The sequence below is a fragment of the Bacillus taeanensis genome (assembly GCF_003318295.1).
In the GTDB taxonomy this organism is placed as follows: domain Bacteria; phylum Bacillota; class Bacilli; order Bacillales; family UBA6769; genus Maribacillus; species Maribacillus taeanensis.
Map to the genome: position 1 here is coordinate 1 of NZ_QOCW01000025.1, position 15,302 is coordinate 15,302.

The 15,302-nt window shown below is 37.0% G+C and carries 11 protein-coding genes and 3 pseudogenes; 12 read left to right on the plus strand and 2 right to left on the minus strand.

The genetic code is table 11. The features are described 5' to 3' along the window. On the plus strand, positions 1 to 344 hold a 344-nt coding region (locus DS031_RS18410; RefSeq protein ID WP_142675798.1), incomplete at its 5' end, for a sensor histidine kinase. Between the two features lie 359 nt (positions 345 to 703). Here the strand turns inward: DS031_RS18410 and DS031_RS24285 are convergent. Further along, a pseudogene (locus DS031_RS24285) lies at positions 704 to 939 on the minus strand (transposase); the annotation flags it as partial. A gap of 370 nt (positions 940 to 1,309) precedes the next feature. On the opposite strand from DS031_RS24285, the gene DS031_RS18415 reads away from it, so the two are divergent. From DS031_RS18415 to DS031_RS18460, 11 genes and pseudogenes are all read left to right on the plus strand, one after another. Then, entirely contained in the window at positions 1,310 to 2,866 is a 1,557-nt protein-coding gene (locus tag DS031_RS18415; protein WP_113807530.1) for a spore germination protein, read from the plus strand. Positions 2,867 to 2,893: 27 nt separating this feature from the next. Further along, on the plus strand, positions 2,894 to 3,997 hold the full coding sequence (locus DS031_RS18420; RefSeq protein ID WP_113807531.1) for a spore germination protein: 1,104 nt from the start codon (positions 2,894 to 2,896) through the stop codon (positions 3,995 to 3,997). Further along, complete coding sequence (locus DS031_RS18425) at positions 3,981 to 5,156, plus strand: Ger(x)C family spore germination protein (RefSeq protein ID WP_113807532.1); 1,176 nt, start codon at positions 3,981 to 3,983, stop codon at positions 5,154 to 5,156. Before DS031_RS18420 ends, DS031_RS18425 begins: the two co-directional genes overlap by 17 nt. Positions 5,157 to 6,418: 1,262 nt before the next feature. Beyond that, entirely contained in the window at positions 6,419 to 6,577 is a 159-nt protein-coding gene (locus DS031_RS23855; protein ID WP_181833236.1) for a hypothetical protein, read from the plus strand. A 4-nt stretch (positions 6,578 to 6,581) separates the two neighbouring features. Continuing rightward, positions 6,582 to 7,505, plus strand: a pseudogene (locus tag DS031_RS18430) (response regulator). Between the two features lie 104 nt (positions 7,506 to 7,609). Continuing rightward, positions 7,610 to 7,879 carry a hypothetical protein gene (locus DS031_RS18435; protein ID WP_113807533.1) on the plus strand — a complete coding sequence of 90 codons (270 nt, stop codon included), beginning with the start codon at positions 7,610 to 7,612 and terminating at the stop codon, positions 7,877 to 7,879. Between the two features lie 34 nt (positions 7,880 to 7,913). Continuing rightward, the gene (locus DS031_RS18440) at positions 7,914 to 8,261 is read left to right on the plus strand and encodes a helix-turn-helix domain-containing protein (protein ID WP_113807534.1); all 348 of its coding nucleotides are present in this window, start codon (positions 7,914 to 7,916) and stop codon (positions 8,259 to 8,261) included. 674 nt (positions 8,262 to 8,935) lie between these two features. Next, entirely contained in the window at positions 8,936 to 10,354 is a 1,419-nt protein-coding gene (gene nhaC / locus DS031_RS18445; protein ID WP_113807535.1) for a Na+/H+ antiporter NhaC, read from the plus strand. A gap of 146 nt (positions 10,355 to 10,500) precedes the next feature. Continuing rightward, a complete protein-coding gene (locus DS031_RS18450; protein ID WP_113807536.1) occupies positions 10,501 to 11,517 on the plus strand; it encodes an asparaginase in 1,017 nt (338 codons plus the stop codon). A 29-nt stretch (positions 11,518 to 11,546) separates the two neighbouring features. Next, positions 11,547 to 12,983, plus strand: coding sequence for an aspartate ammonia-lyase (aspA, locus tag DS031_RS18455; RefSeq protein ID WP_113807537.1), 1,437 nt, complete (start codon positions 11,547 to 11,549; stop codon positions 12,981 to 12,983). 20 nt (positions 12,984 to 13,003) lie between these two features. Then, positions 13,004 to 13,162, plus strand: a pseudogene (locus DS031_RS18460) (NAD-dependent malic enzyme); the annotation flags it as partial. 385 nt (positions 13,163 to 13,547) lie between these two features. On the opposite strand, the gene ptsP reads toward DS031_RS18460, so the two are convergent. Then, the gene (gene ptsP, locus DS031_RS18465) at positions 13,548 to 15,290 is read right to left on the minus strand and encodes a phosphoenolpyruvate--protein phosphotransferase (protein ID WP_113807539.1); all 1,743 of its coding nucleotides are present in this window, start codon (positions 15,288 to 15,290) and stop codon (positions 13,548 to 13,550) included. Between the last annotated feature and the right edge of the window lie 12 nt (positions 15,291 to 15,302).

Below are 15,302 nucleotides of genomic sequence, written 5' to 3' on the forward strand. Positions count from 1 at the left end.
CGATTCTTTCTATTATCAATAATTTAGTTGCAAATGCTGTAGAAGCCATTCAAGATACGGGAACCATTACAATTTGTATAGATAAACAGCATGAATGGGTAGAATTCTATATTTATGATGACGGACCTGGTATTTCGGACAAGTACAGAGAATTAATTTTCAAACCTGGATTCACGACTAAATATGATCATCTTGGTAAACCATCGACAGGTATAGGACTAACATACGTAAAAGAAACAGTTGAAAAGCTTAATGGAGAAGTTACTATCCAAAGGGGCTCAGAGGGAACCGGATCAGTTTTTACTATTCGATTACCGATTGATCATTTGGTTGAGAAAGGATGATTGGCAATAACGTTTTTCTTCGCACGTGGATAGATTCGCTTCCTTAGTTCCTGCAAGTGGATGTGTGTTTTGGTCATGGCACCCTTATCTCCTTTTGTCATACGACATGTTTAAATGCTCGGATCCTTCCCTCCCCACGTGTTTTGCTGCACACGGCTCTCCAGTACTACGATCCATTCTGTCCCCTTGACACCTGCCAGTCCCATTTCTCGCCCACGGTTATAGGGACGGCCTCCTTGATGAGATTTCTTCATCGGGTGTCCAAGGCTTCTCCAATTTCCACACCACCTTTTCCTCCATATCGCCGCTTATCCCCCGCCAGTGAGAACTGTCGTTTCAGACTCGTTTCGATCAATTCTTGCTGCTTTCGCGTCCATTGTATATAAATCATCTAAACCAAAATAACCCAAATCCCGTATGTACAACTCCTTTCTTCTAAGGATTCTAAAGAAGTAGAACCAAAAGCTTTATCATTCTCTTTTCCCTGTCCTGTGTGAACATATAGAGATTGTCCACTTATTAAATCGTATTCCAATTGAATTTTAGCTCCCACTGTATGACTGCTGCCTCGTGACCCTTGATAAAACACTGCAAACATGTTGTTTTAAATTTCGGAATATAAGGTGATAATGACATTTAAGAAATGAAATTACGATTGGTAATCGAAACTTTGGACAAGAACCTGAATCTTATAATGTCCAACATCGAATGGAACGGATGTTAATCATTCCATCTTTAAACAATTTATAAATTTTTTATTTAAACATAAATAACAACATTTTTATAGAATTTTTCTCCTATTTTTAGTAGGGGTGTGTAGACAGGGTGAAGAAAATGTGGAAAACGATCGTTTCTTATCTTCCAGATTGGGAAGTTTATATTCAAGCTTTTATGGTATGTTTCATTCCATATATGATCTCGAAGCTTTTTAATTGGATCTGTACATCAGAGGGAGAGAGAAGAAAATGAGAGGGTGGAAATCAAAGAACAGACAAAGTCAAAAGAGCACAAAACAAAAATATGAGCCGTCTCAAGATTCAACAGATCACTTTACGGGTAATTTTCCCTTGGACCTAGAACTTATTAAGCAAGAAATCGGCCATAACTCAGATGTACGCTTTCGGGAATTTAACATAGGATGTACAAATATTCAAGCGACAATCATTTTTGTTGACGGACTGTCAGATAAAGAGCTCATTGACAAACATATTATGAAGTCACTGATGTTAGCTTTTTCTAATGAATATAAACAGGAACTATCTGTGAAAGGTACCATTTCAAAACAGTTTATTAAAAATCATGTCCTATCCATTAGTGATTTAACAGAAGTACATGACTTAAAAAATGTGGTGTCAAAAGTATTGACAGGTTCGACAGCACTGTTGATTGATGGATCACCAAATGTGCTAATTCTTGGTACAGCAAAAGGGAAATCGCGCAATATTGAAGAGCCTGTTTCAGAAGCATTAGTGAGAGGTCCACGAATAGGTTTTACGGAAACTTTAAGCGATAATACCGCCCTTTTGCGACAACAAGGTCAAAATCACAACTTGTCAATCATCAATTTTCAAGTAGGAAAACGTGCAAAAAAAGAGCTCGTCATCGCCTATGTCAAAGAGATTGCTAATCCTGATTTGGTCGAAGAGGTTAAGAAAAGAATTAATAAAATTAATATTGATAATATACCAGAATCAGGCTATATAGAGCAACTCATCGAAGATAATTATCTCAGTCCTTTTCCACAAGTACAGAGTACGGAGCGACCTGACCGCGTTATCAGCGCTGTAATGGAAGGCCGAGTCGCAATCTTATTGGATGGGACGCCGTTTGCCTTGATCGTTCCGGTTACATTTAGCATGATGCTGCAATCTCCCGAAGATTATTATGAACGTTGGATCCCTGGCACGCTCATCCGCCTGTTGCGCTATGGAGCAGCTATTATTTCGTTACTGGGACCTGCATTGTATATTGCCTTTGTCTCGTTTCACCCGGGATTAATTCCAACTAAACTAGCCATTTCCATCATAGGAACGCGGGAAGGCGTTCCATTTCCTTCGCTTATAGAAGCACTGTTTATGGAAATATCCATCGAAATTTTACGAGAAGCCGGGCTGCGCCTGCCCAAACCGATTGGCCCTGCGATGGGGATTGTCGGTGGGTTAATTATTGGGGAAGCTGCCGTACAAGCAGGTCTTGTGAGCCCAATTATGGTAATCGTAGTGGCGGTAACTGCCATTTCCTCGTTTGCCATTCCTCAATATAGTGCGGGTATTCCGCTTCGCACCCTTCGCTTTGCGGCCATGTTTTGTGCTGCGGTGTTTGGATTGTACGGGCTTATTCTATTTTTCCTCTTTCTTTCTAGTCATTTAGTGAAACTGAAGAGTTTTGGCGTACCTTATGTCAGTCCACCTATACCTTATCGATTAAGTGACTGGAAAGACTTTATGGTTCGTATGCCTCTCCAGACCATGAAACGACGTCCGAAGATGCTGCATACGAAGGATCCCGTACGCAAAGGATAGCTCACTACGAAAGGAGGTAGACTACTAATGACGGCTAGTCCAAAAGAACGAATTACAACTTCCCAAACAACTGTTATCATCACCAATTTTATACTTGGGACGGGAATTCTCACCCTGCCTCGAACATCTGTAGAAAAAGTAAAAACACCAGATGTCTGGATAGCCGTTATTTTAGGCGGGCTGATCGCAATGATGGCAGGAGTGATCATGGTGAAATTAAGCCAACGGTTTCCTGAAAAAACCTTTTATCAATACAGCCAAAAAATTGTAGGAAAATGGTTGGGAAGTTTTCTTAGTCTATTCATTATCTGTTATTTCATTATAACTTCTGGGTTCCAAATCCGCACAACAGCTGAAATAACAAGGATGTTTTTGCTAGAAGGTACTCCTACTTGGGCCATCATCATGCCATTTATGTGGATAGGTCTCTATCTGATCATGGGCGGTATCAATCCAATCGCACGTCTGTTTGAAATGATATTCCCTATTACGGTCATTATTTTTTTTCTAGTGGCCTTGATGAGTCTCAAAATATTTGAGGTGGATAATCTACGCCCGGTATTAGGGTTGGGAGTTATACCGGTACTAAAGGGAATAAAGACAACGACTCTTTCGTACACAGGTGCTGAAATCATGCTGTTCCTTTTGGCATTCATGAACCAGCCAAACAAAGCCATAAAAGCCGTTCTAGTTGGAATTACCATTCCCCTTATCTTTTACGTGATGACAGTCGTGATGGTTATCGGAGCTTTATCTATCGATGGAGTGGTAATGAAAACATGGCCAACAATTGATCTCATACGAAGTTTTGAAGTCCCTGGTCTAATATTTGAAAGGTTTGAGTCTTTTTTACTTGTGATATGGATTATGCAGCTATTTGCTACCTTTACCATCACCTACTATGCTGTTACTTTTGGACTGGCTCAACTCTTCAAAAAGGACATTAATCCATTCATATTTGGCATACTTCCTGTGATTTACATCGTTTCCATGATTCCCAAAAATATAAATGATCTATTTAAAATGGGAGATATGATTGGTTATGGAGCATTGTTTTTATTTGGTTTAATGCCCCTACTTCTTCTTATTATGTCGAGATTGAAGGAGAAAAAGTATGAAGCAAATCCTTAACAATGTACGATTCCTCTTGGTTTTGCTGTCAATTCTTTTTTTCTTATCTCTTACAACAGGATGCTGGAGTAGTAAAGAGATTGAAAGTTTAAGCTTAGTCGTAGGTACAGCATTGGATAAAGGCGAAGAATTAACAGATAAAGGTGAATATCAAGAAAACACCCCCATAACATTAACCATGCAATTAGTTAATCCACAAGCAATGGGCACAGGTAAACAAGGAGGAGAGTCACAACAAAAACCTTATATTAATGTTTCGGACACGGAGTTTTCTATCAAGTCAGCGAGTGAGGAGATTTCCTTAAGAAGAGAAGGAATTGTGTTCGGTCAACATCAAAAATTGATGGTTATTGGAGAGGACCTTATCAAAGAGGTTAGCTTACAACAGCTGCTTGATCCGCTTATTCGGGATAGAGACACTAGAGACAGCTGTCTTGTGTTCATTGCCAAGGGAAAGGCAAGCAAGGCGTTGGAATCAAATGAAACGTCGGTTATTCCGTCATTTCATTTGATCGAAATTTCAGAGAATCAACAATCGACAAAGACTATGCCTCCTATGTCGCTTGCTAAATTAACAGGCATAATGCAATCAGAATCCAGTTTTCTTTTACAAAATATCAGCTCAAGAAATGGAGAAGTGAAATTTGAGGGGGCTGCCATAATTAAAGGAAAAACAAAAAAACTAATTGGTTTTTTTAGTAAAGAGGAATTGGAAGGATTAACTTGGATAACCGGAAACGGTAAAGGTGGTATAGTGGAAACCTTTGGTCAAGAGACAGGTCAGCCAATCGTATACGAAATAGCGTCTATGAAAAGCTTTATTCAACCCCGTATTAATGGAAACAACATCTCCTTTGATGTGAACATCGAATCAGAGGGACGTCTATCTGAAAATTGGATAGTTTCAGGAAAACTTTTTGAAAATGAAATTCTAAAGAACGCAGAAAAAGCCGTCGAAAAAGAAGTAAAACGTTTGGTAGAGAATGTAGTAGAAAAAATGCAGAAGGAATACGAAGTAGACGTTGCCGGCTTCGGAAATCGATTGAGAATTGAACATCCTAAAATATGGGGAGAAATCAAAAAAGATTGGGACCAAACATTTAGTGAGGTTCCGATTAAATACAACATAAATTTAACCATTCAGGATGATGGGGTGTAAGTTTCTAATTCATCTGTCGATTTTAAACATAAATCTACTTTTTAGGACACACAAAAACCCGAATTATGGACTTTTTCATTTTTCTATAATTCGGGTTATAGATTAAACCTATGATTTTTTCAATCTAGAATCTTCAGGTTAAACCTAGAATCCAATTTATAGTGCTGTGGCTTTTATAAACTTCTCTGTACGTGTTCATTCTTTTTTAAAAATGGCTCTTCATCCCTCCCCCAACATTCTACATTTTTAAAACCAAAAATGTTAGAAACGCAGAAGACGAGGTCTTTGCCTGCTTTCTTTTACTTTATGTAATCATTTAATGCTGCAAAAGCAATCCCGCCAAGCAAAACAATAACTATTAAGTTGATGATCACCATTTATAATCTCTTGAAATATATCCTTTTTAAAAGAATTCCTATTCTTGTCGTTTAACAATGAATTCCTAATCTTATAATCCGAACTACAGAATATAACGAAAAAACACAAAAACCTTAACTATTTTCTAACAAATTTATTTTTATATATAAAGTAAAGAGACATTGCGTTAGGAGAGCTGAAAATGTATACTGTTTTTTATATAAAATTGGGAAGTGACATTCTTGAACACCAATCCTTTAATGAAAAAAACATCTATATTGTTATTCTAATGATGTTTATAGTATCATTATCAGAAGAGTTTTGACTGGATTACTTCCTTTCAATCCCACTATCCGACGTTTTTCTTTTCCTTCACTTACGCTTGTCTTTTTTATTTGACAAAAGTTAATCGTTTTCATAAAAGTCTTTTGATAATAGAACTTTACCGGCATCATAATTGAAAGATTATTTGATTTTGTTGAGTTATTTATACAATATTTTGTTTTGGGAGTAACCATTACATTAGAAGCATTGAACGAAATGTTCATTATCGTCCTTTCTCACAGCTTTATTGTTGTAAATTTATTCAACATGTTAAAACTGTATGAAGCACAGTCTAGAGAAAGAGAAAGACAAATAAGAAAAATACTTGTTTATTAGAAATAAAATATTCAATTTTTATACGCGATTAAAAGCTCTCATCCTTCTTACCATATTTACATGATTCTTTCTAGTATCAATAATTTAGTTACAAATGCTGTAGAAGTCATTCAAGATGCAAGAATCATTACAATTTGTACAGACAAACAGCATTGAATGGATAGAGATCTATATTTATGATGATAGACCTAGTATTTCAGACAGGCACATAGAGTTAATTTCCAAACCTGGGTTCATGACTAAATATGATCATCTTGGAACCAGTAACAGGTATAGGACTAACATACGTACAAGAAACGGTTGAAAAGCTTAATGGAGAAGTTACTATCCAAAGCGGTTCAAAGGGAATAGAATCAGTTTCCACTATTCGATTACCGGTTAATCATTTGATTGAGAAAGAATGATTGGATGCGTTTTTATATAACAGATGATGATATGGCAGTTCGCTTTATGCTAGCTCAAATTATTGAAGATGGGGACCTTGGAGAAGTAGTGGGAGAATCCGAAGATGGTTCACTGTTAGATGGAGAAACACTGACTTTGAAACAAGTAGATATTTTATTGATTGATCTATTAATGCCAATTCGAGACGGAATTGAGACCATTCGTTATATAAAACCAACATTTAAAGGGAAAATTATTATGATTTCTCAAGTGGAGTCAAAAGAATTAATTGGTGAAGCCTATTTGCTCGGAATTGATCATTATATTACGAAACCAATTAATAAAGTCGAAGTATTAGCCGTTATACGGAAAGTTATCGAACATACTCGCTTAGAAAAATCGCTACAAGACATTCACAAATCATTAAATAATGTACTTCACTTTGATTCCCAAAGTGTTCAAAGGGAAAATTCATTTAAGGAGAACAATATCGTAACTTCTGGACGGTTCCTTTTATCTGAATTAGGTATCGCTGGTGAAAAAGGTAGTAAAGACTTGTTAGATATATTACATATTTTATTTAATTATGAGAAAGAACACAGCTTTGATAACGGATTCCCTTCCCTTAAAGAAACTTTTGATCATTTGGCAGAAAAGAAATATGGAAAAACAGCGACAGAGATAGAATTAATAAAAGAGAGAAAAGCTTCTAAACAACGTGTTCGAAGAGCTATTTACTAGTCATTAGAGCATTTAGCATCTCTTGGACTTACTGATTTTTCAAATCCAAAATTTGAAAATTACGCTTCCCTCTTTTTTGATTTTACAACAGTACGCAAAAAGATGAATGAATTAACTAGCGAATCACCGGTACCTCCTTCATCTGCTCGAATTAATATGAAAAAATTTATTCAAGTTCTCTATTTTGAAGCCAAACGAATCATGTAATTTGATTTTAGAAGTTATCTGTAACAATAGCATCTGCCGTTCCCTAAAAATTCCTTTCACGATTAAGATTCCGATGAATTGCCCATATAAATGACATTACAACGATGAATCCCAAAGAAGGATTTCCTTCCCCAAAAAAGAATGTAAGAGTAATTGTTGCTTATTTTGAAGAAGAATTAGGAGAACGAATTGGTTTCATTTGGGAAATTACAGCTAACAATGAAAAAATAACGGATATAATGGTTGTCTATGATGGGTCTAATCCGTTTATGAATGAAAAGAAAGCTGTGAAAGAATACGAGACGAATTATCAAAAGCACATCCTTGTACCGTCGAAATTTTCTTTTAAGGTCACTCATGTCCATGGAGATTAACGATAAATAGGAGAATAGTTAAGGAGATATTGTAATGTTTTTAGAACAGCTCGCACAATTAAGAAAGAACAAAGAGTGGTCTCTTCAGAAAACAGCAGATCTTTTAGGAATTGCTAAAAGTACTTATGCAGGTTATGAATCCGGTTACCGCCAACCATCACTTGAATCATTAATTAAACTTGCAGATTTATTCGGCACATCAACCGATTACTTGTTAGATAGAGTAGATCCTCCTACCTTATCAAACAAGAAAATTGAACTTACAGATAAGAACTCTCATTCGACAATTAGTATAAACATAGACAACAAAAAAATTTCTGAAGATGAACTTATTGATTTTATTGCATTTGTTCGTGCAAAACGACAGCTTTTACAAAAATAAAGAAAATTCATCGACTGCTGAGCCTTAAGGCGAGAGCAGAGACATAGTCGCCCTTATACTTGAGACTTAAACTTGGATTCCACGTCGAACTTACTTCCTCGCTGCTAAGTGATACATTCTTTACAAAAAAGGACTGTCTTAAGGCACCCTTATCTGCATTTAAGTGATTCTCACCTACATCACATCATACGTAAAATAAAAATTAATTTCGTCAGAAAGTGTTTCTCTGCCTCGTATTTTAACCTCATTTTTCTACAAGAAGTGAATGCTCTGAACCCTACCATTCAATTAACATTCTAAAACTGGTTAATATGTCATATTTGCTCTATCTTTGATTCTTTTTTTCTCTTATTCTACCAAAAAGTCGTTCGTAAAATATTTTTCTGTATAAAACGTTATTTTATGTATTTACATCCTGTTCATTACAAATTGCTATATCCCAAATAACTTTTCGTACGCGAAATGAAAACATATAATTTATAAAATTCGCAAAACGCGCAAATAAATTATTGTTTTTTTGAAAATAGTTGTTATAATAACCCTAAAGGGTCGCTATACGAGAACAAATTATTCAAGATGTCGCATATCGCGCACAAAATGAATCATTTAAGCGTAAAAACCCTTCTAAACTCACTCATTTGAAAGCGCTTTACTAATTTTAAGGGGGATTTGAATTGAAAAATGTACGGTTACCATCACTAACGGAAGTAGTTGTTGTATTGTTATTATTTCTTGCAGTTGTCTTTTCCTTTACAGCATTTTTTAACTTACCGATTCAGCTCGCTTTATTTATCTCTTGGTTTCTTGTAATTTTACTCGGCCTGCGTTTAGGTTATCGTTATCATACACTTCAAGAAGGAATTATGAGAGGAATTTCAAATGGACTTGAAGCTGTATTGATCTTAACCGCGGTTGGCGCTCTTATTGGAACTTGGATCGCCGGCGGTATTGTACCCACGCTCATCTACTATGGATTAGAATTTATTCATCCAAGCATTTTCTTGTTAGCAACACTTATTATTTGTTCCATTACATCTTTAGCAACCGGGACTTCTTGGGGAACAGTTGGAACAGCAGGAATTGCCATGATGGGAATTGGAGAAGGCCTCGGTATTCCCCTTCCAATGGTAGCTGGAGCAGTTCTTTCTGGTGCTTATTTTGGTGATAAATTGTCACCATTATCCGACAGTACGGTTCTTGCTGCATCGATGTCAAAAGTAAATGTCATTTCACACGTAAAATCAATGTTGTATCTAGATGTTCCGGCATTTATCATTACCGGGATTCTCTTTACAGGTGCTGGATTTCTCTACAGTGGGAAAAATGTTGACTTAGAACGTGTTGAATTTATTAAAACAGCACTTCTTGAACAGTTTGACATTCAGATTTGGATGATGATTCCTGCAATCGTTGTTATTCTGCTTCTTGTTATGAAACAGCCTTCAATGCCGACAATTGCGATAGGTGCTCTGCTTGGTGCAATATGGGCTTCACTTTTCCAAGGTATGAACTTTGCTGATGCGATCAGCACAGCCTATAACGGTTTTTTCATCCAATCTGGCATCGAATTTATTGATAACCTTCTAAATCGCGGTGGCATTCAAGGAATGCTTGGTTCAATTGTTGTCATAATTTTCGGACTTGGATTTGGTGGATTATTAGAAAAATTAGGTGTATTAAAAGTGATTGTTGCACAGTTTGAGCACAAATTAAATTCAGCAGGTAATGTTACATTTTCCACCTTACTTGTAGCTTTCTTAGCAAATGTTTTCGGCTGCGCTATGTATGTATCACTTATTTTAACGCCTAAAATTATGGAAACAAGCTATGACAAATTAAACATTGATCGCAGAGTATTATCACGTAATACCGAAGTTGGTGGAACATTAACTTCTGGAATGATCCCCTGGTCTGATAACGGTATTTTCATGGCTGGTATTCTCGGAGTAGCAACACTATCATATGTACCATTTATGTGGTTAAGCTTTGTTTCACTCGCAATTGCCTTAATTTATGGGTTTACAGGAAAATTCATATGGCAGGCTAAACCTGAACAAGCTGTGGAACAAGCTATTCATGAAAACGCTAATTAACAATTAAAGGCCATACCTGATTAACCCCCTAACTAGTTAGACATCTTTAGTTGCTTTATATGGAATGAAGCGCGTCCGTTATGCTGGTAGTAAGGGAACAATCCAATACTTTTAATACATATATGAACAAGTATGGAGGAGATAGAATGAAAAATATATTATTGCTTGCCACCGGAGGAACGATTGTCTCTGTTGAAAAGGGTCAGGGTTTAACACCTGAACTAACATCTGAAGAATTAATAAACTATCTACCAATTGATAAAAACTTCAAGATTGAAAGCAAACAACTATTAAACTTAGACAGCAGTAATATACTGCCTGAACATTGGATACAACTTGCGGAAGCGATTCAGAAAAACTATGATGCTTACGACAGTTTTATTATTACACACGGTACGGATACTATGGCCTACACTGCTGCAGCATTATCATACATGATAACTAACCTTGGTAAGCCCGTTATTCTAACAGGCTCACAAGTACCAATTCATTACAGTAAAACTGATGCACGGAAAAATTTATTGCAAGCCTATAAAATGGCTTGTGAAGATGTGAGCGGTGTTTATGTTGTTTTTGATGGTCGAATTATTAATGGGAAAAACGCAGTAAAAATGCGCACCAAAAGCTACGATGCCTTTGAAAGCATTAACGCTCCTTATATTGCTTTTATTGAAGACGATAGCGTGCATTATTTGGGAACACAGCCAAAACGAAACAATAAACCACTTCAACTAAATACAGAGCTTTGTTCAAACATTTTTATTTTAAAACTTTATCCTGGTATAGATCCAATAATCTTCCATTATATTAAAAACCATTATAATGGAGTAATTATTGAAGCATTTGGAAGTGGTGGTATACCATTTTTGAAAAAAAATATTGCAGCTGAAATTAATAAGCTCATTGAATTAGGAATCGCTGTCGTAATTACCACACAGTGTCTTGAAGAGGGCATTCATTTAAGTCTATATGAAACAGGAAAAAAGCTCGATGAAAACAAGGTTATCCTTGGAAAAGATTTTAATACGGAAGCACTTGTCCCTAAATTAATGATTGCATTAGGAAAAACAAAAAATTTAAAAGAAATTAAACAACTTATGGAAAGTAATGATATGTTTACTAGTTCAAGCATTCAAAAGAACAGAAGACTTGCAATCTATTAATCTTTTATTCATTACGAGGAGGAATTTGTATGAATGGTAAACCGCCATACCGAATTGAAAAGGACTTTTTAGGGGAAAAAGAAGTACCCTACGATGCCTACTATGGAATCCAAACATTACGCGCAGTTGAAAACTTCCCAATTACCGGATATCGTGTTCATGAATCACTTATTTATGCCATTGCAATCGTAAAAAAAGCAGCTGCACGAGCCAATATGGCGACAGGACATCTCTCACCCTATTTTGGTCATGCAATTATAGAAGCAGCCGATGAAATCCTTTCTGGTAAGCTTCACGACCAGTTTATCGTGGATCCCATTCAAGGTGGTGCCGGAACATCACTAAATATGAACGCCAATGAAGTGATCGCAAATCGAGCTCTTGAACTTTTAGGAAAAGAAAAGGGTAACTATGCTTATTTAAGTCCAAACAGTCACATCAATATGGCACAGTCTACAAATGATGTATTTCCAACTACGATTCATATGGCTGCCTTAAATATGTTAAAGAAACTCCTTGATGTGATGCGTTATATGGCATCTGTCTTCAGTGAAAAGGCACGAAGTTTTGATCACATTATTAAAATGGGCCGGACACATCTACAGGATGCCGTACCCATTCGACTTGGTCAAGAATTTGAGAGCTACCACCGCATGATTTTGCGCGACATTAAACGAATTGAACGTACACGTGAGCATTTATATGAGGTGAATATGGGGGCAACTGCGGTTGGTACCGGATTAAACGCTGATCCAAAATATATTGAAGCTGTCGTCGGTTATCTTTCAGAGTTTAGCGGACTGCCATTAACAGGAGCGGAACACCTTGTCGATGCCACACAAAATACAGACGCCTACACGGAAGTATCATCGGCTTTAAAAATTAGTATGGTGAACATGTCGAAAATCTCAAATGATCTGCGCTTTATGGCATCTGGCCCCCGTACTGGTCTTAATGAAATTCACTTACCTTCCCGTCAACCTGGTTCATCGATTATGCCTGGAAAGGTGAATCCTGTTATGGCTGAAGTCATTAACCAAATTGCCTTTCATGTGATGGGAAATGACCAGACTATAAGCCTCGCCTCTGAAGCAGGACAGTTTGAGCTCAATGTTATGGAACCTGTTCTTGTCTTTAACCTGCTTCAATCGATTCATATGATGACAAACGGCTTCCAAGTTTTTACCGATTACTGTGTAGCTGGTATTGAGGCAAATGAACAGCTTTTAAAAGAAAACGTTGAAAAAAGTGTTGGGGTGATTACGGCTCTCAATCCACATATTGGCTATGAACAATCAGCACAACTTGCACGTGAAGCAATCACATCAGGGAAATCAGTACGTGAACTGTGTCTTGCATCCAATATACTTTCAAATGAAGAACTCAATATTATTTTAGATAGCTATGAAATGACACATCCAGGAATTGCTGGGGCTCATTTAAAAGAAAAAGAGATCGTTTTATAACGGAAAGGATGGAGAGAAATATGAAATCATTACGTGATGAAGCACTTGCCATGCATAAAGCCAAACAAGGAAAGCTAGAAGTAAATGCAAAGGTACCTGTCCAAAACGCAAAAGACTTAAGCCTTGCCTATTCCCCTGGTGTGGCAGCACCTTGTAAAGAGATCTATAAAGACCGAAACTTCGGTTAATTTTTCACCACTTTTAAGTTGCATATAAAAGCGTCAATACTGCTCCTAATAAAGTAAAAATCAAAGGAGCAGTTAAAAGGAAACAACTACAAATTAAAAATGATTATGGCTGGACAATTGATACGTTACGAAACTATAAACTAACATTAAAAGATGTGCGAAAACCCAATGAACTCAAAGCTATTTTCCTCTCATTCTTTGGACAGTAGTGATTTATCAAAATTTTCAACGCTCTGCTTCAGAAAAAACCTGCATAAAAACATCTTTTTATGCAGGTGAAAATTTTGATTCTTGTTTACTTAATTAGTTTTGGAAACGAAATAGGACTAAACAACAACTAATCTAAATCATTTTGAGAAGAAGCCATCTTTTTTTTCTACTTTGCCAAAACGTGATTTTGAGATTTGATGAATGTCTCTTTCACAAATGCCTCTACTTCCTCAGCCGTTGACATCGTTAAAATCGTGTCAATCACTGCTTCAATCTCTGCTTTTGATAGAGTTGAAATTTGACTGCGTGCAGCAAGAATCGATGTTGCACTCATACTGAACTCATCAAGACCAATTCCTAGTAAAAGTGGAATTGCGATCGAATCACCAGCCATTTCACCGCACATGCCAGCCCATTTGCCTTCTTTATGTGCGGCTTTTACAACCATATTGACAAGTCGTAAAATTGCCGGGTTGTACGGCTGGTAAAGATATGAAACTTTTTCATTCATACGGTCGCTTGCCATCGTGTATTGAATTAAATCGTTTGTTCCGATGCTGAAGAAATCAACTTCTTTCGCAAACAGATCGGCCATTACAGCTGTTGATGGAATTTCAACCATCATGCCGACTTCGATGTTATCAGATACTTTGACACCTTCAGAAACTAGCTTGTCCTTTTCTTCAAGAAGGATCGCTTTTGCTTGTCTAAACTCATCAAGTGTGGCAATCATCGGGAACATCACTTTTAAATTTCCAAATGTGCTGGCGCGAAGCAGTGCACGCAGCTGTGTGCGGAAAATATCCTGCTCTTCTAAACAAAGACGAATTGCACGGAATCCTAAAAATGGGTTCATTTCTTTTGGAAGGTTTAAATATGGAAGCTCTTTGTCACCGCCAATATCTAATGTCCGGATCACAACCGGCTTGCCTTCCATTTTTTCAAGCACGGTTTTATATGCTTCAAACTGCTCGTCTTCTGTTGGCAGTTCATTACGTCCCATGTATAAAAATTCCGTACGATATAAGCCAACGCCTTCCGCGCCATTTTCAAGTACGCCTTTTACATCATCTGGAGTACCGATATTAGCCGCAAGTTCAACATGGTGTTCATCTTTTGTCAAAGACGGCTCGTTTACAAGCTTCGCCCATTCTGCTTTTTGCGCTTCAAATTGTTCTTTCTTTTTCGTATACTGGGCGATTTCTTCTTCTGACGGATTAACAATCACATCGCCGTCTAATCCGTCAATAATAAGTAATGTATCGGCTTTAATCGCTTCAGTTACTGTTTTTGTTCCAACAACCGCTGGAATTTCCATTGAGCGGGACATAATCGCAGAGTGAGACGTACGTCCTCCGATGTCTGTCGCAAATCCTTTAACATATTTGCGGTTTAACTGTGCTGTGTCAGATGGTGTTAAGTCTTCTGCAATAATAATCACTTCTTCTGTAATGGAAGCTGGAGATGCGAATGTTACACCTAGAAGGTGAGCAAGCACGCGCTTTGATACGTCACGAATATCAGCAGCTCGTTCTTTCATATATTCGTTATCCATTTGTTCAAACATCGTAATAAACATGTTGGCCACGTCGTTTAGTGCACTTTCTGCATTAGCGCTTTCATTTTTAATTTTACTTTTGACTTTATCAACAAGTTCAGGGTCTTGAAGAACTAAAAGGTGCGCCGCAAAGATTTCTGCTTTATCTGCACCAAGTTCTTTTTCAGTATGCTCTTTAATCGCTTCCAATTCTTTTCTGGATTGGTTTAAAGCTTCATCTAAGCGCTCAATTTCTTGATCGGCATTTTGAATCGTTTTTGTATCAATTTCAAGTTCAGGGTTTTCAAGAACAAATGCTTTTGCAATCGCAATTCCAGATGAAGCGGCAATTCCTTTAATCACTTGTGTCATAATCGTTTTCCC